General features: G+C 30.3%; 26 protein-coding genes. 18 read left to right on the top strand and 8 right to left on the bottom strand.

Translation table 11 applies throughout. The features are described from left to right. Positions 1 to 9 precede the first annotated feature (9 nt). The 3 genes from DY123_RS03935 to DY123_RS03925 all read right to left on the bottom strand — a co-directional run bounded on the left by DY123_RS03935 (position 10) and on the right by DY123_RS03925 (position 1,789). Positions 10 to 909, bottom strand: coding sequence for a metal ABC transporter solute-binding protein, Zn/Mn family (locus DY123_RS03935; protein ID WP_140936407.1), 900 nt, complete (start codon positions 907 to 909; stop codon positions 10 to 12). An 89-nt stretch (positions 910 to 998) separates the two neighbouring features. Then, positions 999 to 1,280, bottom strand: a complete 282-nt coding sequence (locus tag DY123_RS03930) for an ArsR/SmtB family transcription factor (protein WP_105964219.1) — start codon at positions 1,278 to 1,280, stop codon at positions 999 to 1,001. 17 nt (positions 1,281 to 1,297) lie between these two features. Further along, complete coding sequence (locus DY123_RS03925) at positions 1,298 to 1,789, bottom strand: hypothetical protein (protein WP_105964218.1); 492 nt, start codon at positions 1,787 to 1,789, stop codon at positions 1,298 to 1,300. A 122-nt stretch (positions 1,790 to 1,911) separates the two neighbouring features. Between DY123_RS03925 and DY123_RS03920 the strand changes: the two genes are divergently transcribed. Beyond that, complete coding sequence (locus DY123_RS03920) at positions 1,912 to 2,601, top strand: glycerophosphodiester phosphodiesterase family protein (protein ID WP_105964442.1); 690 nt, start codon at positions 1,912 to 1,914, stop codon at positions 2,599 to 2,601. A gap of 67 nt (positions 2,602 to 2,668) precedes the next feature. Further along, on the top strand, positions 2,669 to 3,361 hold the full coding sequence (locus tag DY123_RS03915) for a GPP34 family phosphoprotein (RefSeq protein WP_108983041.1): 693 nt from the start codon (positions 2,669 to 2,671) through the stop codon (positions 3,359 to 3,361). 36 nt (positions 3,362 to 3,397) lie between these two features. On the opposite strand, the gene DY123_RS03910 is transcribed toward DY123_RS03915, so the two are convergent. The 3 genes from DY123_RS03910 to DY123_RS03900 form a co-directional block, all read right to left on the bottom strand. Next, positions 3,398 to 3,829 (bottom strand): ACT domain-containing protein, encoded by a 432-nt coding sequence (locus DY123_RS03910; protein ID WP_140934683.1) that lies wholly within the window; start codon positions 3,827 to 3,829, stop codon positions 3,398 to 3,400. A gap of 101 nt (positions 3,830 to 3,930) precedes the next feature. Then, entirely contained in the window at positions 3,931 to 4,305 is a 375-nt protein-coding gene (locus DY123_RS03905; protein ID WP_225426775.1) for an aggregation-promoting factor C-terminal-like domain-containing protein, read from the bottom strand. A 214-nt stretch (positions 4,306 to 4,519) separates the two neighbouring features. Continuing rightward, positions 4,520 to 5,965 carry a catalase gene (locus DY123_RS03900; protein WP_140934662.1) on the bottom strand — a complete coding sequence of 482 codons (1,446 nt, stop codon included), beginning with the start codon at positions 5,963 to 5,965 and terminating at the stop codon, positions 4,520 to 4,522. A 159-nt stretch (positions 5,966 to 6,124) separates the two neighbouring features. Between DY123_RS03900 and DY123_RS03895 the strand changes: the two genes are divergently transcribed. The 5 genes from DY123_RS03895 (at position 6,125) to rlmH (ending at position 10,699) form a co-directional block, all read left to right on the top strand. Continuing rightward, on the top strand, positions 6,125 to 7,075 hold the full coding sequence (locus DY123_RS03895) for a Dyp-type peroxidase (protein ID WP_140934661.1): 951 nt from the start codon (positions 6,125 to 6,127) through the stop codon (positions 7,073 to 7,075). 134 nt (positions 7,076 to 7,209) lie between these two features. Then, positions 7,210 to 7,929, top strand: coding sequence for an ABC transporter ATP-binding protein (locus tag DY123_RS03890; RefSeq protein WP_140934660.1), 720 nt, complete (start codon positions 7,210 to 7,212; stop codon positions 7,927 to 7,929). Further along, positions 7,929 to 9,059 (top strand): ABC transporter permease, encoded by a 1,131-nt coding sequence (locus DY123_RS03885; RefSeq protein ID WP_438830212.1) that lies wholly within the window; start codon positions 7,929 to 7,931, stop codon positions 9,057 to 9,059. The genes DY123_RS03890 and DY123_RS03885 overlap by 1 nt, the downstream gene beginning before the upstream one ends. 14 nt (positions 9,060 to 9,073) lie before the next feature. After that, a complete protein-coding gene (locus DY123_RS03880; protein ID WP_140934659.1) occupies positions 9,074 to 9,721 on the top strand; it encodes a TetR/AcrR family transcriptional regulator in 648 nt (215 codons plus the stop codon). A gap of 498 nt (positions 9,722 to 10,219) precedes the next feature. Further along, complete coding sequence (rlmH, locus tag DY123_RS03875; protein ID WP_108983045.1) at positions 10,220 to 10,699, top strand: 23S rRNA (pseudouridine(1915)-N(3))-methyltransferase RlmH; 480 nt, start codon at positions 10,220 to 10,222, stop codon at positions 10,697 to 10,699. Positions 10,700 to 10,751: 52 nt separating this feature from the next. Here the strand turns inward: rlmH and DY123_RS03870 are convergent, their stop codons facing one another. Continuing rightward, entirely contained in the window at positions 10,752 to 11,648 is an 897-nt protein-coding gene (locus tag DY123_RS03870; RefSeq protein WP_140934658.1) for an ROK family protein, read from the bottom strand. A gap of 202 nt (positions 11,649 to 11,850) precedes the next feature. Here DY123_RS03870 and DY123_RS03865 point away from each other — a divergent pair, with 202 nt between their 5' ends. Both DY123_RS03865 and DY123_RS03860 read left to right on the top strand, forming a co-directional pair. Continuing rightward, positions 11,851 to 12,744: an ROK family protein gene (locus DY123_RS03865; RefSeq protein ID WP_140936406.1), complete on the top strand. Its 894-nt coding sequence runs from the start codon at positions 11,851 to 11,853 to the stop codon at positions 12,742 to 12,744. Between the two features lie 14 nt (positions 12,745 to 12,758). After that, complete coding sequence (locus DY123_RS03860; RefSeq protein WP_140936405.1) at positions 12,759 to 14,099, top strand: glucose-6-phosphate isomerase; 1,341 nt, start codon at positions 12,759 to 12,761, stop codon at positions 14,097 to 14,099. 282 nt (positions 14,100 to 14,381) lie between these two features. Here DY123_RS03860 and DY123_RS07600 read toward each other — a convergent pair whose 3' ends face one another. Then, positions 14,382 to 14,603, bottom strand: coding sequence for a hypothetical protein (locus tag DY123_RS07600; protein ID WP_140938833.1), 222 nt, complete (start codon positions 14,601 to 14,603; stop codon positions 14,382 to 14,384). A 330-nt stretch (positions 14,604 to 14,933) separates the two neighbouring features. Between DY123_RS07600 and DY123_RS03850 the strand changes: the two genes are divergently transcribed. The 9 genes from DY123_RS03850 (at position 14,934) to DY123_RS03820 (ending at position 22,434) form a co-directional block, all read left to right on the top strand. Further along, entirely contained in the window at positions 14,934 to 15,302 is a 369-nt protein-coding gene (locus DY123_RS03850) for a hypothetical protein (RefSeq protein ID WP_108982753.1), read from the top strand. 12 nt (positions 15,303 to 15,314) lie between these two features. Next, a complete protein-coding gene (locus DY123_RS03845) occupies positions 15,315 to 15,620 on the top strand; it encodes a hypothetical protein (protein WP_108982752.1) in 306 nt (101 codons plus the stop codon). A 147-nt stretch (positions 15,621 to 15,767) separates the two neighbouring features. Beyond that, positions 15,768 to 18,293 carry a M1 family metallopeptidase gene (locus DY123_RS03840; protein ID WP_181401241.1) on the top strand — a complete coding sequence of 842 codons (2,526 nt, stop codon included), beginning with the start codon at positions 15,768 to 15,770 and terminating at the stop codon, positions 18,291 to 18,293. 154 nt (positions 18,294 to 18,447) lie between these two features. Next, a complete protein-coding gene (locus tag DY123_RS03835) occupies positions 18,448 to 19,419 on the top strand; it encodes a D-alanyl-D-alanine carboxypeptidase family protein (protein ID WP_181401240.1) in 972 nt (323 codons plus the stop codon). Between the two features lie 125 nt (positions 19,420 to 19,544). Further along, complete coding sequence (locus tag DY123_RS07595; RefSeq protein ID WP_165807757.1) at positions 19,545 to 19,703, top strand: hypothetical protein; 159 nt, start codon at positions 19,545 to 19,547, stop codon at positions 19,701 to 19,703. 576 nt (positions 19,704 to 20,279) lie between these two features. Next, on the top strand, positions 20,280 to 20,420 hold the full coding sequence (locus tag DY123_RS07590) for a hypothetical protein (RefSeq protein WP_157944951.1): 141 nt from the start codon (positions 20,280 to 20,282) through the stop codon (positions 20,418 to 20,420). Between the two features lie 141 nt (positions 20,421 to 20,561). Next, a complete protein-coding gene (locus DY123_RS03830; protein WP_105964198.1) occupies positions 20,562 to 20,870 on the top strand; it encodes a PadR family transcriptional regulator in 309 nt (102 codons plus the stop codon). Between the two features lie 2 nt (positions 20,871 to 20,872). After that, positions 20,873 to 21,442, top strand: coding sequence for a DUF1700 domain-containing protein (locus DY123_RS03825; RefSeq protein WP_105964197.1), 570 nt, complete (start codon positions 20,873 to 20,875; stop codon positions 21,440 to 21,442). Continuing rightward, complete coding sequence (locus DY123_RS03820; protein ID WP_105964196.1) at positions 21,442 to 22,434, top strand: DUF4097 family beta strand repeat-containing protein; 993 nt, start codon at positions 21,442 to 21,444, stop codon at positions 22,432 to 22,434. Before DY123_RS03825 ends, DY123_RS03820 begins: the two co-directional genes overlap by 1 nt. Positions 22,435 to 22,532: the final 98 nt, after the last annotated feature.

The raw sequence follows: 22,532 nt of genomic DNA, 5'->3' as shown, positions 1-22,532 counted from the left end.
TTAAGCTGTTTACTTCAAACCGTTATTTTTTTGAATTTTTAATACTTGATCGTATTGGCTATCCATCCATTTAATATAATTATCCATATTTTCTGGTTTAGTTTCAGTAACATAGATAATAGGTAGGTTATTTTCTTTAGCTAAATTAGCTAGGTTAGTGACAATTTTACTATTAACTTGTTTATTTACTACAAAGAAGGCTAGCTTATGATTTTTAATATCATTTTGCAATTGACGAATGTCGGCAGGTGCAGGATCATTACCTTTTTCGATGGCTTCTTCGAAGTTTTTATTTGCGATGGAGTAGCCTAATTTGTCTAATGAGTAATCAAAGACAGGTTCTGAAACAGCAACTGGTTTATTAATTTTATGCTTCTTGATACTATTAATTTTATTTTCAACTGGTTGTAATTTGCTAACATAATTTTTAGCGTTTTGTTCAAATGCTTTTTTATTTTGTGGCTGTAATTTACCAAATTGATCAGCCAATTCATATGCTAATTTTTTCATAGTATTAATGTTATACCAGATATGAGGGTTATCTCCGTTGCTTTTGTCCATTAATTGGCCAACGTTAATATTTTTAATGTTCTTATTGTTGCTAGTTAGATTTTCAGCCCAGCTATCATAACCTAAACCATTTGATACCATTATGTTAGTTTTAGATACATTTCTGGCATCACTACTCTTAGGTTCAAAATCGTGAGGATCAACATTAGGACTATTGATGATTGATGTAACTGAGCCATGGTTGCCTAATACATCTTTGGCAACCTCACCATAAAAGTTTAATGAAGTAGTTACATTAATACTTTTTTTAGGGTTATTGGTTTTGCCTGAGCATCCAGTAAGAATTAATAAAACACTACTAATAATTAAAAATATACTCATCTTTTTGAATTTATTCATAAATTCCTCCATAAAATACAAATATCTCTTTTTGTTATATATTAAATACATTTATATAACAAAAAGAGATATATGTCAATTAATAAGATTTAATCATTAATATGCGTTTTTAAAGTTAATAATAATTGGTAAACATGCTTATCACTTAATTGATAGATTCTTTCTTTACCATCTTTAGTACTAAAAACTAAGTTAGCATCCGCTAATATTTTCAAATGTCGAGAAATATTAGGTTGAGAGATATTAAAAACATTAATAAGATTTGAAACATTACTACTATTATTTTCAGCTAGATAATATAACATTTTAATTCTTGTTGAATTATCTAGAGCCTTAGTAATCATATGTAGTTTTTGTTCATTAATATTCATTATGGCCTCCAATTGAATTATTGCTTACCTAGTCGGTTAATTTTAGCACTTAATTTTTCTTCGCGATCATCTGAAGCACGATACATAACTTGTGCATAACCGGCGATTATTACTATTAAAGATAATACACTGAACAATGGTAAAGTTAAATGCCATCCAAAAGCATCAAACACAGTTTTAATAGAAACAATTGCTTCTAACATACAAGCAAATGAAATGTATGCCCAGGCAGTAGATTGGTTAGAAATATTATAGAATCTTTTAAAACGTTCGGCATCTTCTTTTGAATTACCACTACTTTTAAGAATATTTCTTAAGCGATTTCTTTCAAGCATAATTTTTAATGGTGGAATCATCCATAGTCCGGTTCTAATAGCTTTAAATTTTTTAGATGAATTTTCAGCTTTATGAATTTCATTTATTTGGGCGGACATATCTAAAACGCCTTGGAACAAACAAAAAACAAACATTATGTATCCAGCGATAAAACTGATAATTGCATAAATCATAGGCATCCTCCTAATAAACTTATTATTAACAATATTATAACATTTTAATAAATTGATTATTTGCAAAATTCTCAAATAGATTTATCATTAACAGTAAATGAATTTTTATAGGGGAGGTGGTTATCTTGAAGACTTTAATATTCGGACATCGTGGTTTTCCGGCTGAATATCCAGAAAATTCAATACAAGGATTTCGTTATGCCATTAATCACCATATTGATGGAATTGAGTTTGATGTACATCTAACGAAGGATAATGTGCCAGTGATTATTCACGATGAAAAAATTAATCGAACAACCGATGGTCGTGGCTTTGTTAAAGATTACACTTTAGATGAGCTTCGCCAATTTTCTTTAGATAACTATGAACCTATTCCGACTTTAAGTGAACTATTAGATTTAGTTGAAAATAAAGATATTTATTTAAATTTAGAATTCAAAACTAATAAAATTCATTATCGTGGAATTGAAAATATAGTGATTAAAATGATGAATGAATATCATTTGTGTCATCCAGTCATTTATTCATCCTTTAATATGGATTCTATAAAAATTGCCCAAAAAATTGATAGTAATCAGAAATATTGCTTTTTATCAGTAAGAAAAATTAAAAATCCACAAATGTTTATGCAAAAGTATCATCTAGATGCACTGCATTTAAAATTCTTTCAGGAAAATATTGAAAATCAAGAATCAATATTTACCGTTAATCATAGACTACGTTTGCGATTCTTATTTAATAAAAAGATAAAGGGAATATTTACCAACGATTTTGAGCGTGCTAATAAAATAAAAAATGAAATACAAAGTTAGCAAATATTACTGCAAAACTTATGTTTAAGTGGTAAAATATTGCTATTCTTTTCACGGAGGCTACATCATGGCACTTACAACTGCTGAAATGTATTTTTTGATTACTAGTAAATCAAAGGATAGTAGAGTAATGTTAAAAAATATTCGCTCACGTGCATACCTAGTCGATAGCTGTTTAATAGATTTAGCAGCTGCAGATGTTATTAGTATCGGTGCGGATAATAAAATAAAGATTTCTAATAATTTGCCACATCAATTGTATTTTTTAAATTCATTTATGGATTTAATTGAAAGAAATAAGGATTCTGATGTTGATACAGTTATCGCTAAACTATTGCAGAATATAGATGTTATGAAACACACCTATATGGCATTAGGCGAACAATTTGCTGAATATGGACACGTAGTTGAAAAGAAAAAAGGATTACTACACAAAGTAAGAACTTTTGTACCTAAACATCAAACTAATCAAGAAATTATTGATCAAATTTCTAGCCAGATGTTAGGAACTGCACCCATGTCAGTTAATGTTTTTTGTTTAACTGAAATATTGAATGTAAGTCGTCAACTGAAACTATGTTTTCGTAATCGTGAACGTCGTGCAATTATCAAAAGAATGAATCGTTTAGAAACACATGATGAATATTTACAAATTCAGGAATTAATTCGTGATTTTGGTGATCACATGCAAAGAGTTTCCAATTTGGTTGCTAAGGAATCACCAGCTTCATACAATACTAAATCACAAACAATTATTTAAATAAAAAAGAGAAATCCAAAAAGGATTTCTCTTTTTCTATTCTATAGCAATCAGTCTAACTTTACTGGTATCTTTAATCTGTCTTATTTTATCCATCATTTCTTCTACTGAAATATTCATATGATTAATGTCTAGTGAAATAACAACATTGGCCATATTATTGATTGGAATGTTTTGATTAATGGTTAAGATATTAGCATCTGTTTTGGAAATTCCGTTTAAAACTTCAGATAAAATGCCACTTTTGTGATTTAACAAAAAAGAAATAACTGCTTTACGCTGTCTATTATTTTCCGCTTCATATACAAAATTTTTATATTTATAATAACTGGCACGACTAATGCCTACTTTTTTGACGGCATCACTAACATTTTTTACTTCACCATTATTTAGTAATTTTCGTGCCTCAATAACACGACTAAAAGCTTCTGGTAGTAGTGATTTATCAACTACATAATAATTGTTGATATTGAACACCTCAAATTCTTTATTTGTTAAAACTATTTTATCACTATTTAAAAAAAAGCTCATCATCTAAACAGATGGTGAGCTTTTAGTAATATTTTATTTTAGTACCAATGGTGTGTTTGCCAGAAGTGCTTAGCATTGGTCCATGTACCATAACGGTTTTTAACATAACGGTTGGCAGTTAATTCTTGATTTTTGTGTGAATAATTACCATGTAAGTAACCAATGCTTAATTGGAACTTACCATAACAATTACCATTTCTTGCATAGTATCTGTTAGTGGATTCGTGGAATGAAACCCAACGTCTAGCAGCAACTTGTGATTTTGATAAACCTCTTTCAGCAACTGTTTGCCAGTTGGTAGCAGCTTGAGCATTATTTTGATTGTTAGTTGATAGGTTAAATGCAAATAATAAAGCAAATGTACCTAACGCGATTACTGTGTATTTAATGATTGATTTTTTAAGACTATTCAAAATATAACATTTCTCCTTGTATTAAATTAATTCGTTTTATTGAGTTCGTTCGTTTAATTTATATTTATAACTATACATGGAGAATGTATCAGCAACGTTATTAGATAATTACATTTATATTATTTAATATTACAAGCCTGACATATTGTGTACAATATTATCCTATATATGTATAAAAAAAGATTGCCAATATGGCAATCTTAAAAAACTTTATTTATTTAGTGATTTCTCCCATATCTAAACCTAAAGCTTTAGCAACACGAGTTCCATAATCATGATCAGCTTTGTAGAACATGCGAGTTTCTAGAACTTTATTTTCATGGCTCTTAATAGTACCTAAGGTGTTCTTAAGAGTTTCGATTAGACGATCTTTTTCATCATCGGAATATACATTGTATAAAGCCCCAGCTTGTGAATATGGATCAGCGTCATAAGTCTTGTAATGACCAGCTTCACCATCGACCTTATATGAATGAATTTTTGCATTTGGATCTTCTGTAGGACCGTTTTCACCATTAGGTTCATAATTAACGTCACCGTTTTGTCCTTGTGCCATGAAGCCATCACGAGCATAGTTATGAACTTCATTCTTAGGACGGTTGATAGGTAACTTTTCATAGTTAGCACCTAAACGATATCTTTCAGCATCTTTGTATGCGAATAAACGACCTTGTAGTAATTTATCCATTGATGGTTCAATTCCAGGAACCAAGTTAGCAGGTGAAAAGGCTGCTTCTTCAACATCATCAAAGTAATTAGCAGGATTTTCGTTTAAAGTAAATTCACCAATTTCTTGTAATGGATAATCTTTGTGCGAAACAGTCTTAGTGACATCAAAAATATCATATTTGTAATTCAAACCTTCTTCATAAGGGATAATTTGAACACAAACTTTCCATTTTGGATAGTCACCTTTTTTAATTCGATCATACAAATCTTGAATTAAGTAATCAGTATTTTCTGATGCCACTTTTTGAGCTTGTGCATCAGTCATGTTTTTAACACCTTGTTCTGAGATAAAATGATATTTAACCCAGCAAGGTTTACCATCAGCATTTACCCATTTGAATGTATGTGAACCATAGCCATTCATGTTAGCATAACTAGCTGGATTACCACGATCACCCATTAAATATGTTACTTGATGAAGTGATTCAGGGGAGTGTGCCCAGAAATCCCATTGCATATCTTGTGATCTTAGATGAGTAGCAGGATCACGTTTTTGAGAATGAATGAAGTCTGGAAACTTTAGTGGATCATTTACGAAAAAGACAGGTGTATTATTACCTACAATATCGTAATTACCATCTTTAGTATAGAATTTCATTGAGAATCCACGAACATCACGAAGAGTGTCAGGATAACCTTGTTCACCCGCAACTTCAGAGAATCTAATGGTCATTGGAGTTTCCTTACCTTTGCCATTGAATATGTCTGCTTTCGTGTATTCACTCATATCACGATTTAATTTAAAGACACCCTTAGCACCGGCACCTTTAGCGTGGACAACACGTTCGGGAATACGTTCACGGTTAAAGTGAGCTAATTTTTCAATTAGTTGATAGTCTTGTAATAAAACAGGGCCACGGTTACCAGCAGTTAAAGAATGATTATTATCTGCCCAAGGTTGACCTTCATCTGTAGTTAATTTATCAGTCATAAATGTTCCTCCTTATTACATGTATAAATACATTATCGTCTAAATAAAATATATAAACAAATAAAATGATTTACAAGTTCGATGGAATTTATAAAAGAAAAGTTGTACAATTAATTTATAATCAATATAAAGTGATAATCATTAAAGAAAGGTGATAATATGACATTTGACCCAAAAGATGCTCAAGATGTTTACAAAGATGCGGGTAAAAATGTACTTTTTACAACATTGATGTTAAATCGGAATAATCAAAAAGAAGAACAAAATAAAATCTCTAATTTAATTTCAAGAGAGCAAGCAATTTTACGCTCAATGAATATTCGCTATCCAGATGACCATTTAAAAGTAACCTTTGGTTTTTCTAATCGTGCTTGGGAATATTTATTTCCTAATGCTAAAAAACCAGCTGAGTTAGAAAACTTTTCACCAATTTATGGGCCAAAATATACTGCTCCTGAAACAGATGCAGATATTTTTATTCATATTCGTGCTGCTTCTGAAGCAGTTGTATATGAAGTTGCTGATTTGATTAGAAAATATTATCGAGACTTTACAAATGTTATTGATGAAACAAAGGGCTTTAGATATTTTGAAGGCCGTTCTATTATTGGTTTTGTTGATGGAACTGAGAATCCAGAAATACAAAAAGCATCTGATTATGCAATCATTGGTGAGGAAGACCCTGATTTTGTTAATGGTTCATATGCTTTTGCTCAAAAATATATTCATGATATGGATTCTTGGAATGATTTAAAAACAGAAGACCAGGAAAAAGCAGTTGGTCGTCGCAAATTTAATGATTTAGAACTCGAAGATGACGATAAACTAGAAAACTCTCATAATGTAGCTTCGCAAGATAATGATGATGGAATTGAACATAAAATTGTTAGAATGAATGTGCCTTTTTCTAATCCTAGTGAGGGCCTTACTGGGACATATTTTATCGGGTATGCTAGACATTGGACTGTTACTAAACGTATGCTAGAAAATATGTTTGGTCAATCTGATCGTTTATTAGATTTTTCTGATCCAGTTACAGGTAATGTGTTCTTTATTCCATCTATTACAACAATGAATCAAATCATTGATGATGAATTACCAAAAAAATAAATATCAATTAACAAAGTAGTTATTTTTAATAACTGCTTTTTTTATTAATGAACTTGACTTTATATTTTATTTATATATAATCATAATTACATATTTATGAGTGAGTACTCACTCATTGAAAGGTTGAATACAAATTGAAAAATGTGATTTTATTAAAAGATGTAAAAAAATCTTTTGGCAATCAACAAGTTTTACGTGGTGTGAACTTGCATGTTGCACCCGGAAAAATAGTGGGATTAATTGGGCCCTCAGGATCTGGTAAATCTACAGTTATTAAAACGACATTAGGTATGGAAGTAATTGATTCAGGTAATGCAGAAGTTTTTGGTAAAAAATTACCTAATCGAAAATTGTTAAGTGATATTGGTTATATGGCCCAATCAGATGCTTTATACACAACATTGTCTGGTTATGCTAACTTAGATTTTTTTGCTTCAATGAAAGGTATTAAAAAAAGCAAAAGACACTCGGAGATTAAAAGAGTTGCTAAAGTTGTTGATTTAGAAAATGCTTTAAATAAACCAGTCGGTGGTTACTCAGGTGGAATGATGCGTCGTTTATCATTAGCGATTGCATTATTGGATAGCCCACAGTTATTGGTATTAGATGAACCAACCGTTGGAATTGATCCAGCATTACGTCTTCAAATTTGGGATGAACTTAGAAAATTAGCTAATAATGGTGCAAGTATCCTTATCACTACCCATGTAATGGATGAAGCCGAAAAAGTAGACGAAGTAGCATTGTTACTAGAAGGCAAAGTGATGGATTATGATGCTCCAGCTAAGTTGAAAGAAAAATATAATGTAAATTCAGTAGAAGAAGCATTCTTGAAAGCAGAAGGTGAGTTATAGTGAGCAGAATAAATGAAATTGGTATAAGACTATTCAAAGAACTATTTAAAGATAAAAGAACATTAGCGATGATTTTTTTAGTACCTATTTTAATTATGTGGTTAATGAGTGTAATTTTCTCATCAAATAACTCTACTAATGTTAATTTAGGAACAATAGGATTAAACAATGGAATCCGTACTGAATTAAAAAACATGGATAACGTAAAACTAAAAAACTACGACAACAAATCTCAAGCTAAAAAAGCCATGAATGATGGAAAAGTAGACGTTTATGTTACTCAAAAAAATAATAATTTAGATGTAACTTATTCTAATACTGATTCTAGTAAAACTAACCTATCAAAGATGGGCATACAAAATAGTGTTACTAAAAATACAATTAAACAATTATCAAATAAAATAAAGTCTTTAACGATTACTAACCAAATGCTTAAGAAATCAAACAATGTTATTATTCCACAAAGCAAATCAAATCAACAAAAAGCTTTTCATGTTCATAATCATTATGTCTATGGTGACTCTAATACTAATTATTTTAGTACATTAGTTCCTATTATGATGGCATTCTTTGTATTTATGTTTGTATTTTTAATTTCAGGGATGGCATTACTGAAAGAAAGAACAGCTGGTACTTTAGATCGCGTTTTAGCTACTCCTGTAAGAAGATCAGAAATTATTTTAGGTTATCTAGAAGCTTATGGTTTACTATCGATATTACAAACAATTGTAATCGTCTTAATAACAGTTTGGTTGCTAAACGTTGAAATCGTCGGGAGTATACTGAGCGTTATTGTAATTAACGTTTTAGTAGCTTTAGTGGCATTAACAGCTGGATTATTAGTATCCACATTAGCAAAATCAGAATTTCAAATGGTACAATTTATCCCAGTAATTGTTGTACCTCAAATCTTTTTCTCAGGAATTATTCCATTTGATTCCTTACCAAATTGGTTAAATACGGTTTCACATATTTTACCTTTAAGATATGCAACTGATGCTCAATTAGCTATTGTATTTAATGGAAAAGGACTAACCGATGTTTGGATGGACATTTTGATATTAGTTATATTTGCAGTATTATTAACAATATTAAATATTATTGGTCTAAAACGGTATAGAAAAGTTTAAAGGGAGCATCTTATATGCAGTTAACGAATATTAAAACGCTATTATCACAAAGTCTGGATGAAGAGGCATTAACTGAGAAACAAAAGTCAGTATTACAAGCAAGTTTAAAATTGTTTGCAGAAAAAGGATTTAATGATACTAAAACATCTGATATAGCAATCTTAGCAGGTGTTGCTGAGGGAACTGTATATAAGCATTTTAAAACTAAAGAAAATATTTTAAATTCAATTTTATCTCCATTCATTAAAGGAGTTATTCCAAGAGCTGCTAACGAATTTATAGCAGAATTGAAAAGTAAATCTTTTGTTACGCTACGTGATTTATTAGAATATATAATTAAGGATCGCTTAACTTTTGCAGAAGAAAATCAATTCATTGCTAAAATCTTTATTCAAGAATTATTTCAGAAACCTGAAGTTAGTAAACAATTAATGAGTGTTATTAAACAAAGAATTTTAGTTAGCATGAATCCAATTTTGAATGATTTAAAAAATAGAAATGAATTGATTAATATTTCTACAATGAAATTTTTTCAATACTTATTTTCTATAGTAGTTGGATATATTATTCCGGTAATTTTGACAAATAATTACCAGAATATAGATATCGATAATATTACTAATGAGTCGGTTGATTTTTTAATTCATGGGATGAAACCTTAAAAAATGATTCTATCTTAATTGATAGAGTCATTTTTATTTTTACCATGATTTAAAATATTGATATAATATATAATATTCAATATTATTTAACGAACATTCAAATGTTTTATTAATATAATATTTGTGAAATATAACTTTGTTATTTTTCACAAAGTATTTTAAAATGTTTCATGCATTTTATTTATATAACAGTTCCATTTATATATCCTTTATATTTACTGATATATAGCTGTTTTATAATGATTAAATATAAAAATAAAGAGTTGCCCACTTGCTTGTGGATAACTTTGTGGATAAAAAAGTTACACGTAAAAACATTATGGTGAAAATGCTTTTTTAATAGTATTTATAAGCTGTTACACAAAAAGTAAAATCATTGTAGCTTGTGGATAACTTTGTGGAAAACATTGACATTTTAAAAATCATATTGGTAGTGTTCTTCCTTAAAATTAAACACAAAATATAGTATTTATTATTTTAGAAGGGAAAATTTCACAAATGAATATTAAGTTAGTTGTAGTAGGAAAATTAAAAGAAAAGTATTTTAAAGCGGGAATTTCCGAATATGCCAAGCGTTTATCTCGTTTTTGTAAATTTCGGATAATTGAAGTTCCAGATGAGAAAGCTCCAGAATCACTTAGCCAAGCTCAAATGGACAATGTGATGGAAAAAGAAGGGCAACGAATTTTATCTAAGATTTCTGATCGTGAATATGTATATGCTTTAGCCATCTTAGGTAAAGAAAGAACTTCGGAAGAATTTGCAAAGGAATTAGATAAACTAACTACATATGGTAATTCTGATATTACTTTTGTTATTGGTGGATCATTAGGGTTATCACCTAAAGTTTTAAAAAGGGCAGATACACAAATTTCATTTGGTAAATTTACTTTGCCCCATCAATTAATGCGTCTAGTTTTAACTGAACAGGTGTACCGTGCATTTATGATTAATGAGGGTAGTCCGTACCATAAATAAAATATAAAAAATGCTCTGATTAATTCAGGGCATTTTTATTATTTAAATTTTTCTATGCATACACATCATCATTTGCATAATATGCCTTTTTGGCTAATGAAGTATTGCCAATGATTGATAATTTGTTACTAGAGTTGGATGGTAAAGTAATATAATCATCAAGATTTCCATCAACTTTAATATAGTTATTCATGAGCTTTTTAAATTCATTTCTAATTTTTTCAATTTCAATTTTATTAACAATATCGCCACCAATAATGATTTTTTGTGGACGAATTAAGAGGGTAGATTGAATAGCTGCTTGAGCAATGTAATAAGCGACAATGTCCCAAATAGGATTAAACATTGAAACTTCTTGATAGCTTTTATTAAAACGAGCTTGAAAAGCAGGTTCAGAAACTAATCCTTCTAAACAGTCACCTTGATAAGGACAAGTTCCTTTAAACGTTTGATCTTTAGGATGACGTTTAGGGTAAATGTGACCAATTTCAGGACTGCCTTTGTAGCCAACTAATTCACCATCATTTACAATTCCAGCACCAACACCTTTACTAATCGTAATGTAGACTAAAGACATTACTGGTTTGTTATTTAAAATAGATGCGATATATTCACCATAAGCGGTACTATTAACATCAGTAGTAAATGCCATTGGCACTTTTAAGTAATGCTTTAAAGTCCCCAAAAGATTAACATTCGACCAATTAGGTCTAGAAGAATCGGTAATATAACCGTATTTAGCAGAGTAAGGTCTTAATTCTAATGGTCCAAAGGAAGATATTCCAATCGCTTTAACTTCTGGAATGTTTTTAAAATAATTAATAATATTTTTGAAGGTCTCATTAGGAGTAGATAATGGAAATTCAACTTTATCTTTAATATTAATTTGGTTATCGCTAACTGCACAAGTAACGTTATGGTCACGTAATTCAATGCTTCCTAGTAACATAGGAATCCCTCTTTTCATGTTTACATAAATACTATGAACAATTAAAAAATACCACTTTATGAAACCGTTTACAAATGTTTTATCTTTTTTTGAACAATATTTATTGTAAGCGATTACAATAAGTGCTATCTTTAAATTGTAGCAATCGCTATAGATTAAAAATAAATTTGAATAATTAATTGTGATTAACGAGGTGATTTTAATGTTATTTGGTAGTATTGAAGCTGGTGGCACTAAATTTGTGTGTGCGATTGGTGATGAAAATTACAACATTAAAGATAGTATTCATATTCCTACCACTACTCCAGAAGAAACAATTGGAAAATGTGTAGAATATTTTAAAAAGTTTGATGACATTAAAGCAATTGGGATTGCATCATTTGGGCCAATTGAAGTCAGAATTGATAATCCTAAATATGGATATATTACTGACACACCTAAGAAACATTGGTCTAATACTAATTTCTTAGGTACGATGAAAAAATATTTTGATATTCCAATGTATTGGACAACCGACGTTAATGGATCTGCTTATGGTGAATACATTACCTCGATTAAGAATCACAAACCCATCCATTCACTCGTTTATTACACTATCGGAACTGGAGTGGGTGCTGGAATTGTTGATAATGGACATTTCTTAGGTTACCTAGGTCATCCAGAAGCAGGACATGTCAGATTGAAACGTGCTAAAGGTGATGAAAATTTCAATGGCATTTGCCCATACCACGGTGATTGTCTTGAAGGAATGGCCTCAGGACCTACTTTTAATGCTAGGACTGGTAAAAATGGTAAGGATGTTCCATTAACTGATCCTTCATGGGATTATGTTGCTTATTATGTAGCTCAAGCAGCCGTTCAAGCCACTTTATTTGTAAGACCAGAAAAAATTATTTTTGGTGGTGGAGTTGTAAGTGAGCCATTCTTAGATATGGTTAGAAAACATTTTAAAGCAATTTTCAATGATTATCTTTCAGTAGGTGATTTGAAGGAATATATTCAAATGCCTCAAGTTCCACACAATGGTTCTGCAACCGTCGGGAACTTTTCACTTGCATTAAAACAGTATTACAAGGAAAATATTGTTAAAATCTAATTGAGGTGAACATGATGACGAATATTAAATTTGATACATCCGCACTAAAACAATTTGTAGATGAAAACGAATTAAAAGAAATTAAACCAATGCTTAATACCGCTCGTGATGAGTTATTAAATGGTACTGGTGTCGAAAGCAAAATGCGTCAATGGATGACTTTACCCACTGATTATGATAAAGAAGAATTTAGTCGAATTAAGCAAGCTGCTAACAAAATTCAATCAGATTCTAAAATTTTAGTTGTGATTGGAATTGGCGGTTCATACTTAGGTGCCAAAATGGCGCTTGATTTTCTTCATGACAATTTCTATGAATCAGCAGATAGTAATAAATATCCAAAAGTGGTTTTTGCGGGAAATTCAATTAGTGGATCCTATGTTAATGATTTAATTAAATTAATTGGGGATAAAGATTTCTCAGTTAATGTTATTTCTAAATCAGGAACTACGACTGAACCATCAATTGCTTTTAGAATTTTTAGACAATTATTGATTAATAAATATGGTAAAGATGAAGCTAATCAACGTATTTATGTAACTACTGACGCTAAAAATGGGGCATTAAGACAAGAGGTTAATGAAAATAACTATGAATCATTTGTAATTCCAAATGGAATTGGTGGTCGTTACTCAGTTCTTTCAGCTGTTGGTTTATTACCAATTGCCGCTTCAGGTGCTGATATTGATCAATTGATGAAAGGTGCATCGGATGCGCAAAAATATTATATGGATACTCCATTAGAAGATAATGGGGCATTACAATATGCTGCTTATCGTAATATCCTCTATCGCAAAGGTTATACTAATGAAATTTTGGAAAATTATGAACCTAACTTACGTTTCTTAGCTGAATGGTGGAAACAATTAGCTGGTGAAACTGAAGGTAAGAGTAATAAAGGACTCTATCCAAGCTCAGCTAACTTCTCAACTGATTTACATTCATTAGGTCAATATATTCAACAAGGGATGCGTAACTTGATGGAAACGGTAGTTAGAATTGAGGAGCCTCAATCAGATATTAAGATTCCAGTTACTGGTAATAATAATGATGGTATTCAATATCTTGAAGGAAAATCAATGAACTACGTTAATGATAAAGCCTTCCAAAGTGTTATCATTGCGCATACTAATGGTGGTGTTCCTAACATGGTTGTGAACTTAAAGGATCAAAGTGAATATAGTTTAGGTGAACTAATTTACTTCTTTGAATTTGCGATTGCTGTTTCTGGATATTTAAATGGTATTAATCCATTTAATCAACCAGGAGTAGAAGATTATAAGAGTAATATGTTCGCATTATTAGGTAAACCTGGTTATGAAGATTTAAAAAATAAAATTGAAAAAGATATGTAATTTATACAAAAAGGCACTTAGAATCTCTGTTCTAAGTGCTTTTTTGTATAGTATATTTATTTTAGGGGAATATTTTGACCATTTGAGGTTATTTATAAATCCAATTTACAGAAGCGGCGTTCCAATTCTGATTAACCTTTAAGTCTATTTTGTATTTATGATTTTTATTGATATTAAACTGTTCATTCTTAATTAAAGTTTTAGTCATATTGTACTACCTTCTTCCTTGCTTGGATTGTTATTAATATATCAGTAGTAACTTAAATGAAACTTAAGGATTATTTATTTTTTGGCAAGAATGGAAGAAGCGGCGATTGATAAACCAATTGCTGATATTGCACCTAAAGCCAATACTTTATATAAAAAGATTCCATCATCATTATCAGGTAGGTTCCAATACATAATTAAAATAATACTTGGTATAAAGCTTCCACATATGCCTAATAACATGCTGAACATATTTATATTATACTTCTTAGCTTTGATAAATGTGATGATATTCATTATTAATAGTATTAACGTAACCATATAAAATATAATGCAACCTACAATAAATATAATATTAACAATTTGTACATTATAAAATGACATGCCTAACATCAGTGTAAAAGGGGCTGCAAATATCATTGCTACTGCAATAATGATATCAAGAATTCCAGTTATTTTTTTAATAAATTTATCCTCCAATGTTCAATTAATATATACATAATTTAACATATAAAATTTTGACCAACATTTCCAGGTAAACTAATATAACACTAAAAGAAGGTGGTAAGTATTAGTTATATTATATTTGTTTCATGTGTAACAATTGTATTATTGTTTCTATTTTTAATGGTTGGCTTTTTGTATAAAGGCCATCATGTTGCGTTAGGAACTTTATTACTTATTTGTACTTTGTTTGCATCTTGTGTAATTTACGTTGTTGGGTCATTTCAAATTGTTCAATATCAAGCTGAATCAACTGTTAATCAAGAACTTAATTCTAGCAAGGTAGATAGATCTGCAGTAAAAGATACATATACTAAAAAATATTTAGCTAGTCATAAAATTTTTAAAGCCAAAATAAATGGCGAAATAGAATATTATAATAAGGCTGTTATTGGAGCATTTAGTGTAAATAATAAAGATGCTGATATTAAAGTTAAGTCAGTCAATGGAAAGTTTAAAGTTCAGGATTTAAAAATTTATAAAAAGACTTAGAGATGAAAATTTATGTATAGAATTAATAATGAAAATTTGGAAACCATTATTGGAACATTAATATCATGGTCAATTATTGTTGAATTATTAATCCAACTAGGTTTCTTATACGATACTAGTGAATTTATTGGAACGACGATGTCTATTATTTGGTTAATCGCAAATATGTATTTAATTGGTTCCTATATTATACATGATGCTTTAAATAAAAATGTAGAGACTCCCTTTTATCATAAATTTTTAGCAGGGCAGGGAATTGCGATGCTATTTTTTTACCTAGTTCTTATGGCAATGGTAGGATCTCCAGGTTGTATGTAATATGTATATATTTATTTAATTCATTCAAATTAATAGCATTCAATAAATACATCTTATACAATATAATTAATAGCTTAGAGCTATGAAATAGTATATAATTAAAATAACATTAAAATAAGATTAAAAAAATCAAATTAGGAGGGCACTATGGAACAAATTAAAAGATTATATAGTCGATTCCAGCCAGAACATTATGATATCTATTTAGATATTAATCGTGAAGAAAAGACTATTTCTGGTAAAACAACGATTCAAGGTAATGCTTCTGATAAAAACATTTCAGTCCATCAAAAAGGCTTAAAAGTAAATGCTGTAAAAGCAGATGCCGATGACTTAGCTTATGATGTTGATGATAATAATGAAATGATTAACATTGAATTGCCAGGGGCTGGAGCAGTTGAATTTTCAATTGAATATACGGCTGCTTTAACCGATTCAATGATGGGAATTTATCCTTCATACTATGAAGTTAATGGTGAAAGAAAAGAATTAGTAGGAACTCAATTTGAAACTAATTTTGCCCGTCAAGCATTTCCATGCGTTGATGAACCCGAAGCTAAAGCTAAATTTAATTTAGCCATCAAATTTGATGAAAAACCAGATGAAATGGCTATTGCTAACATGCCTGAAAATAGAGTTGAAGATGGTGTTCACTACTTTGATGAAACTGTTCATATGTCAACTTACTTGGTTGCATTTGCCTTTGGTGACATGCAAAGTAAAATGACTGAAACTAAGAGTGGGGTTAAAGTTGGTGTTTTTGCAACCAAAGCTCATAAATCCAATGAACTAGACTTTGCATTAAACATTGCTAAACGCGCAATTGAATTTTATGAAGATTTCTATCAAACCCCATATCCACTACCACATTCATGGCAATTAGCACTACCTGACTTTTCAGCTGGTGCAATGGAAAACTGGGGCTTAGTAACCTATCGTGAAGCTTTGTTACTAATTGATCCAGATAATACTTCATTATCAACTAAGCAATTAGTTGCTACTGTTATTACGCATGAATTAGCTCATCAATGGTTTGGTGATTTAGTAACAATGAGATGGTGGGATGACCTATGGTTAAACGAAAGTTTTGCTAACATGATGGAATATGTATCAGTTGATGCATTAGAACCTGATTGGCACATTTGGGAAACTTTCCAAACCTCAGAAGCACCCGCTGCCTTACAACGTGATGCCATTGATGGTGTTCAATCAGTTCACGTTCAAGTTAACCATCCTGCAGAAATCGATGCATTATTTGATCCAGCTATTGTTTATGCTAAAGGTGCTCGGATGCTTGTTATGGTTAGAGCTTTAATCGGTGATGATGCATTAAGAACTGGATTAAAGAATTACTTTGCTGCACATAAATATAATAATGCTACTGGTAATGATTTGTGGGATGCATTAGGTGCTGCATCAGGCATTGATTTAGCAAATATTATGAACTCATGGTTAGAACAACCTGGCTATCCAGTTGTTTCAGCAATGGTTGATGATGGTCATTTGAAATTAACACAAAAACAATTCTTCATTGGTGAAGGTGAAGATAAGGGCCGTATCTGGCAAATTCCATTAAATGGTAATTATGATGAAGCTCCTGAAATCTTCAAAGATAATCATGTTGATTTAGGTGATTATGATGAATTACGTCAAAAGAATGGTAAGCCATTCCGTATAAATGTTGGCAACAATTCTCATTTTATTGTTAAATATGATGAATCATTATTGAATGATATCTTAGATCACTCTGATGAATTAAGTTCAATTGATAAGATGCAAATTTTACAAGACTTACGTTTATTAGCTGAAAGTCGTCAAATTTCATATGCATCAGTTATTCCAGTATTATCTAAATTTGCTGATAGTCATTCTAATGTAGTAAACGATGCATTATATCGTTTAGCATTTAACTTAAGAAAATTTGTTAAACCAGCATCCAAAGAAGAAAAGAACTTAAAACACTTTATGAACCAATTAAGTGTTGATCAAGTTCAACGTTTGGGATGGAATAGTAAAGATGGTGAATCTAATGATGACCAATTAACTCGTCCATTGATTTTGCATGCATCACTATATGCTGAAAATGAAGATACCATGGATAAAGCCCATGCAATCTTTGAAGATAATAAAGATAATCTAATTGGTTTACCAGCTGATACTCGTGTATTGATATTATCTAATGAGATTAGAAACTTTAATGATATGGACTTGTTTGAAGATTTATTAGATGATTATCGTCATACAGCTGATCCAAGTTACAAGTCTGATATTGCGGCAGCATTAACTTCAACCAAAGATCCTAAATTATTGGCAATCATTGTTGCTAACTTTGAAGATAGCAATACAATTAAGCCCCAAGACTTACGTTCATGGTTTAGAGGAGTTCTTGCTAATAATGATGGCCAACAATTTGCCTGGGATTGGATTCGTAATGAATGGCAATGGTTAGAAGATACTGTTGGTGGTGACATGGAATTTGCATCATTTATTACTGTTACTGCAGGTATTTTCCATACTCGTACTCGTTTTGACGAATTTACTGAGTTCTTTGGTCCTAAGGTGGATAATCCAGGATTGACTCGTGAAATTAAGATGGATACCAAAGCCATTGATACTCGTGTTGATTTAGTTGAAGCTGAAAAACAAGCAGTTAACGATAAATTAGCTGAATAATATTTCAAAAGTACTGGTAATATATCAGTGCTTTTTTTGTTAATCATCTCATAATCTAAATGTAACAATTTGTAAACGCATTCCCCCTTTAAAAATAGTACTATGTAGTTAGTATTGATTTTGGAGAGGTATAATATTAATGAAGTTTAAATGGATGAAAAAAACAGTATTAGTTACATTGAGTTTGGTAACTTTAGGAGCTACTGCTAATGGTGTTACTACCAGTGCTAGTTCTTATAATTCTCAAATGAATGATAATGCGAAAACGGCAAAGGCTGCATATGCATTTGATATGAATGATGGACATGTCTTTTATCGTAAAAATGCTTATAAGCGTATGCCAGTAGCTTCAACTGCTAAATTAATGACTTTATATTTAACAATTCAAAAGGCACAAAGTACAAGAAATGGTTGGAATCAAAAGATTACCATGCCTAATAATCTTGCCAGAATGAGTCAAAATCGTTCTTTAGGTAGTTATAAATTAACTGCTGGTAAGCAATATACGGTTTATAATTTGTATCGTGCAACGGTAATTGCTTCTTCTAATAGTGCGGCAATTGCTTTAGGCCAATGGGTTGCCGGTTCTAATACTAATTTTATTAAAAAAATGAACCATCAAGCTAGAGACTGGGGACTAGGTCGTCAAGCTACTTTTGTGTCAGCATCGGGTCTAGAAAATTCAGATCTATATGGCTATGGAGTTAGATATGGTGGATACTATGCTTATAACAAAGTTAGTGCTAAAGCATTAGGTATCATTGCCTCAAATGTTTTGAAAATATATCCAGATGTTGTAAATACATCCAAACTTTATCGAGCTAAACAAAATGGTCAATGGATGCATAATACTAACGAATTATTGAAGGGTGGTTTGAGATACTATCCAGAATTACACGTTGATGGATTAAAAACTGGTTACACACCACTAGCTGGTAATACTTTAGTAAGTACTAGCCAATTACCTGGAAAAGATCGAGTAATTATTGTTACCTTAAATGATCGCTTCAGTGCTTACAATCAATCCAAGATGTATAAGGCTATTTATAAGTATTCACCATACTTCAATCAAACTGATACAAATAGACAAAGAACTAGTAATAGAACGCCTGCGATGGTCCAATAAAATTTATGATTAAGAGCTGATAATAAATCAGCTCTTTTTTTTATAAAAAAATTAAGCATAACTATTTCATTAAAAAATAATGAGAGTATTATGAGGATAATCTTAATCGTTAGGAGGAGATAAATATGATTAAGAATAAGAAAAATCGTTTAGACTTATTGCACTTAGTAGCTGACAAATTTAAATTGCCTACTGGTATTTACAAACAAGATATGAGGAATGTTTTTAATTATATTATTGTCTCTACCGATCGATTGGATAAGTTGAAGCGTTCCGCAAACTAATTATTTAATTAAAGGAGATGTTTAATATGACAACAGGTTCAGTAAGTGAGTTTTCAATTTTAAATTATAAGAATTTCTCAGTCAAAGACGAGAAAGGTAGCGTGTTTTATATTAATATCTCTAATCGTCGATTAGACCGACTAAAGCAATAAAATAATAATTTAGTTTCGGAGATGGTAATCATGAAAATGAATAAATTTAATTTAAAAGGTAGTGCTCTAACTGTTATTCAAGATACTAATAAACGTTTGGATAAACGAAAGCGTTAATTAATTTTATTAAATTGCTTAAATTAGGAGATGTTTAACATGATTGCTAGCAAATTAACCTCTTTTAAAAAATTTAAATATAATATCTTCAATAATGCTAAAACTGCAAATGGGTGTTTAGATAAACGAAAGCCATCTTGCATTAGATAATTATTTATGGAGATGATTAAAATGGTTACAATAAATCTATATTTTAATTCTGAAATTAAAAGTGTATCAATCTTTTCAAAAGTGATGATGAAAAGACGTGATCGTCTAAAGCGTTAACCTAATTGTTGATGGGTTACGTTATTAGGGGATGATTAATATGATTAAAAATTTAAACTTAAATTCAAATAAACATGCTCTACCGCTGGGAGTTTACAAGGATGGTAAGGGTAATGTATTTATCAACTCATTGAATAATTACATTACTGATTCTATTAAAGTAGAATTACCCCCAACTTAAATGAAAGGTGTCGTTCGTGATATACGAGCGACACCTTTTTTAATTGTTATAAACGTAATTATTGAAAAAATCATATCGTTATGTATAATATATTATATTGAATATAATATTAAATAATACATAAAAAGAAGGTGTTAATTAATGGCACTTAAAGTAACAACTGAGTTATTAGATGGGTGTGTACTAGGTGTTTTGAGCAATGATGATTATTATGGATATGCTTTAACACAAAAAATTCAAGAAAGTATTTCTGTATCCAGTTCTACTATTTATCCAGTTATGCGTAGACTAAAAAAACAAGGATTAGTTACTGTTTATGATTCTCCTTATCAAGGTCGAAACCGTAGATACTATAAAATCACTGATGATGGTAAGAATGAACTAAAGCAAATCATCTTTAACTGGAAAGAATTTCAAAATAATATTAATAAATTAATGGGGGATGAATAGAAATGGATCAATATTTAGAAGAATTGCGTAAATATTTGTCAAAATATAACAGTGAAGATGCTGAAAGTGCATTAGAATTCTATACTGATTACTTAACTGATGGTCCATTTAGTACTTATGAAGATTGTGTTAATGATTTGGGTACGCCTAAATTTTTAACGAGAAAGATTATGGCTGAACAATCAATTAAAAGGAATAAAGATAGTAAAAAGTCACGTGAAAATATGAAAACGATTTGGTTAGTAATATTAGGCATATGTTCGACGCCAATTACGATTCCATTAGCAGTTATGTTCTTTGTTTTCTTTGTTATCATGCCACTAGTTATTTTTATCTCAATATTTGCAGTGTTGTTATCAGTATTTCTTTCAGGAATTGCCTTTATTATTGGTGGTTTGAGATTTGATTTACAAACTATCTTAATGTTTATAGGTGCTGGTCTAGTAGCAATCTCTGTTTCAACTATTCTATTTTGTGGTTTGTTCTGGATTTCTGCCAAAACAATTACCGGAATTAAGAAATTATTTATATGGGCTTATGGAAAAATTGGCAAAAGAAAGGGTGATAAATAATGAAGAGAATTATGCAAATATCAGGTGTAGTTATAATCATAGGATTTATATTATTTATAATTGGTTTTGCCAAAAATGATTTTCAATTGCCTAATGGACAAAATAATCCTAATAATAAAATAACGCATACAGTTTCCAAAAAATTAGGTAATTTTAATTCAATCAATATGGATATCTCCAATGCTGGTTCAATGGGGATGCCGGTTACCATTAAGAGTGGCAATGAATCTAAAATTGAAGCAAAATTATCCAAAAAGCAAAATTTAGATTATTCAATTGCCAATGGTCAGTTAAATATTAAAAATAAAAATACATCTGTTTTATCTAAGTTATTAAGAATTGGATATTTAGATCATAATAATTCTTCAATTACTATTTATGTTAAAAAAGGCACTCAATTGTCATCACTTTTGGCTAAAAATGATTTAAGTGATTTTAGTATTGATGGCTTGAATATTACTAATGGCATTAATATAGATGGTGGTGTTAATGCTAAAAATATTCATGCTGGTAGCATTAAAGCAGAATCCGGTGATGATGATGTTTATATTGCTAACAGTAAATTTGATAAAGGTCATAGTGACTTGTCTAGTGCTGATGGAGACGTTTCTCTTCATGGAAATGAATTTGATTCATTAAATGCTTCTAGCAATGACGGAGATGTTTCAATGAGTGATAATATAATTCACAATGGCTTTAGCAAATTAGAAAGTTCCGATGGTGACTTGAACTTAGGGCATAACAGTTGGCATGCTTTAAGCTTATCTAGTTCCGATGGTGATATTAGTTTTGACCATCAAGATATCAAACATAGCTTAAGAGCGGATTCTTCTGACGGTGATATTGATGGGGATGTTTACAGTAATGATAATGCTAGAATTGTTTCTAATACTTCGGATGGTGATAACAATATCGATTCTAGTTTAAATCATCCACAATCTAATAAGGTTTATAACTTTACCAGTTCCGATGGTGATATCACAATTAATTAATTCTTGTATCAGTCAAAATAAAAGCTAATATGACCTCACTTTGTTAGAATTTAGTTAGTGAATATTTTAGATTCATTTTTAATAAAGTGAGGTCATTA

Origin of the sequence: Apilactobacillus micheneri, assembly GCF_006493595.1 — a bacterium.
Classification (GTDB): Bacteria; Bacillota; Bacilli; order Lactobacillales; family Lactobacillaceae; genus Apilactobacillus; species Apilactobacillus micheneri.
This window is presented reverse-complemented; position numbering and strand designations above follow the sequence as displayed.

Excerpts from the sequence above, each read along its gene's own strand:
- DY123_RS03935 (WP_140936407.1), bottom strand. The coding sequence starts at position 909 with ATGAATAAATTCAAAAAGATGAGTATATTTTTAATTATTAGTAGTGTT.
- DY123_RS03870 (WP_140934658.1), bottom strand. The coding sequence starts at position 11,648 with ATGTTACTAGGAAGCATTGAATTACGTGACCATAACGTTACTTGTGCA.
- rlmH (WP_108983045.1), top strand. The coding sequence starts at position 10,220 with ATGAATATTAAGTTAGTTGTAGTAGGAAAATTAAAAGAAAAGTATTTT.
- DY123_RS07600 (WP_140938833.1), bottom strand. The coding sequence starts at position 14,603 with ATGAATATCATCACATTTATCAAAGCTAAGAAGTATAATATAAATATG.
- DY123_RS03840 (WP_181401241.1), top strand. The coding sequence starts at position 15,768 with ATGGAACAAATTAAAAGATTATATAGTCGATTCCAGCCAGAACATTAT.
- DY123_RS03930 (WP_105964219.1), bottom strand. The coding sequence starts at position 1,280 with ATGAATATTAATGAACAAAAACTACATATGATTACTAAGGCTCTAGAT.
- DY123_RS03845 (WP_108982752.1), top strand. The coding sequence starts at position 15,315 with ATGTATAGAATTAATAATGAAAATTTGGAAACCATTATTGGAACATTA.
- DY123_RS03820 (WP_105964196.1), top strand. The coding sequence starts at position 21,442 with ATGAAGAGAATTATGCAAATATCAGGTGTAGTTATAATCATAGGATTT.
- DY123_RS03915 (WP_108983041.1), top strand. The coding sequence starts at position 2,669 with ATGGCACTTACAACTGCTGAAATGTATTTTTTGATTACTAGTAAATCA.
- DY123_RS03865 (WP_140936406.1), top strand. The coding sequence starts at position 11,851 with ATGTTATTTGGTAGTATTGAAGCTGGTGGCACTAAATTTGTGTGTGCG.
- DY123_RS07595 (WP_165807757.1), top strand. The coding sequence starts at position 19,545 with ATGATTAAGAATAAGAAAAATCGTTTAGACTTATTGCACTTAGTAGCT.
- DY123_RS07590 (WP_157944951.1), top strand. The coding sequence starts at position 20,280 with ATGATTAAAAATTTAAACTTAAATTCAAATAAACATGCTCTACCGCTG.
- DY123_RS03835 (WP_181401240.1), top strand. The coding sequence starts at position 18,448 with ATGAAAAAAACAGTATTAGTTACATTGAGTTTGGTAACTTTAGGAGCT.
- DY123_RS03860 (WP_140936405.1), top strand. The coding sequence starts at position 12,759 with ATGACGAATATTAAATTTGATACATCCGCACTAAAACAATTTGTAGAT.
- DY123_RS03900 (WP_140934662.1), bottom strand. The coding sequence starts at position 5,965 with ATGACTGATAAATTAACTACAGATGAAGGTCAACCTTGGGCAGATAAT.
- DY123_RS03825 (WP_105964197.1), top strand. The coding sequence starts at position 20,873 with ATGGATCAATATTTAGAAGAATTGCGTAAATATTTGTCAAAATATAAC.
- DY123_RS03830 (WP_105964198.1), top strand. The coding sequence starts at position 20,562 with ATGGCACTTAAAGTAACAACTGAGTTATTAGATGGGTGTGTACTAGGT.
- DY123_RS03895 (WP_140934661.1), top strand. The coding sequence starts at position 6,125 with ATGACATTTGACCCAAAAGATGCTCAAGATGTTTACAAAGATGCGGGT.
- DY123_RS03880 (WP_140934659.1), top strand. The coding sequence starts at position 9,074 with ATGCAGTTAACGAATATTAAAACGCTATTATCACAAAGTCTGGATGAA.
- DY123_RS03925 (WP_105964218.1), bottom strand. The coding sequence starts at position 1,789 with ATGATTTATGCAATTATCAGTTTTATCGCTGGATACATAATGTTTGTT.
- DY123_RS03850 (WP_108982753.1), top strand. The coding sequence starts at position 14,934 with ATGGTTGGCTTTTTGTATAAAGGCCATCATGTTGCGTTAGGAACTTTA.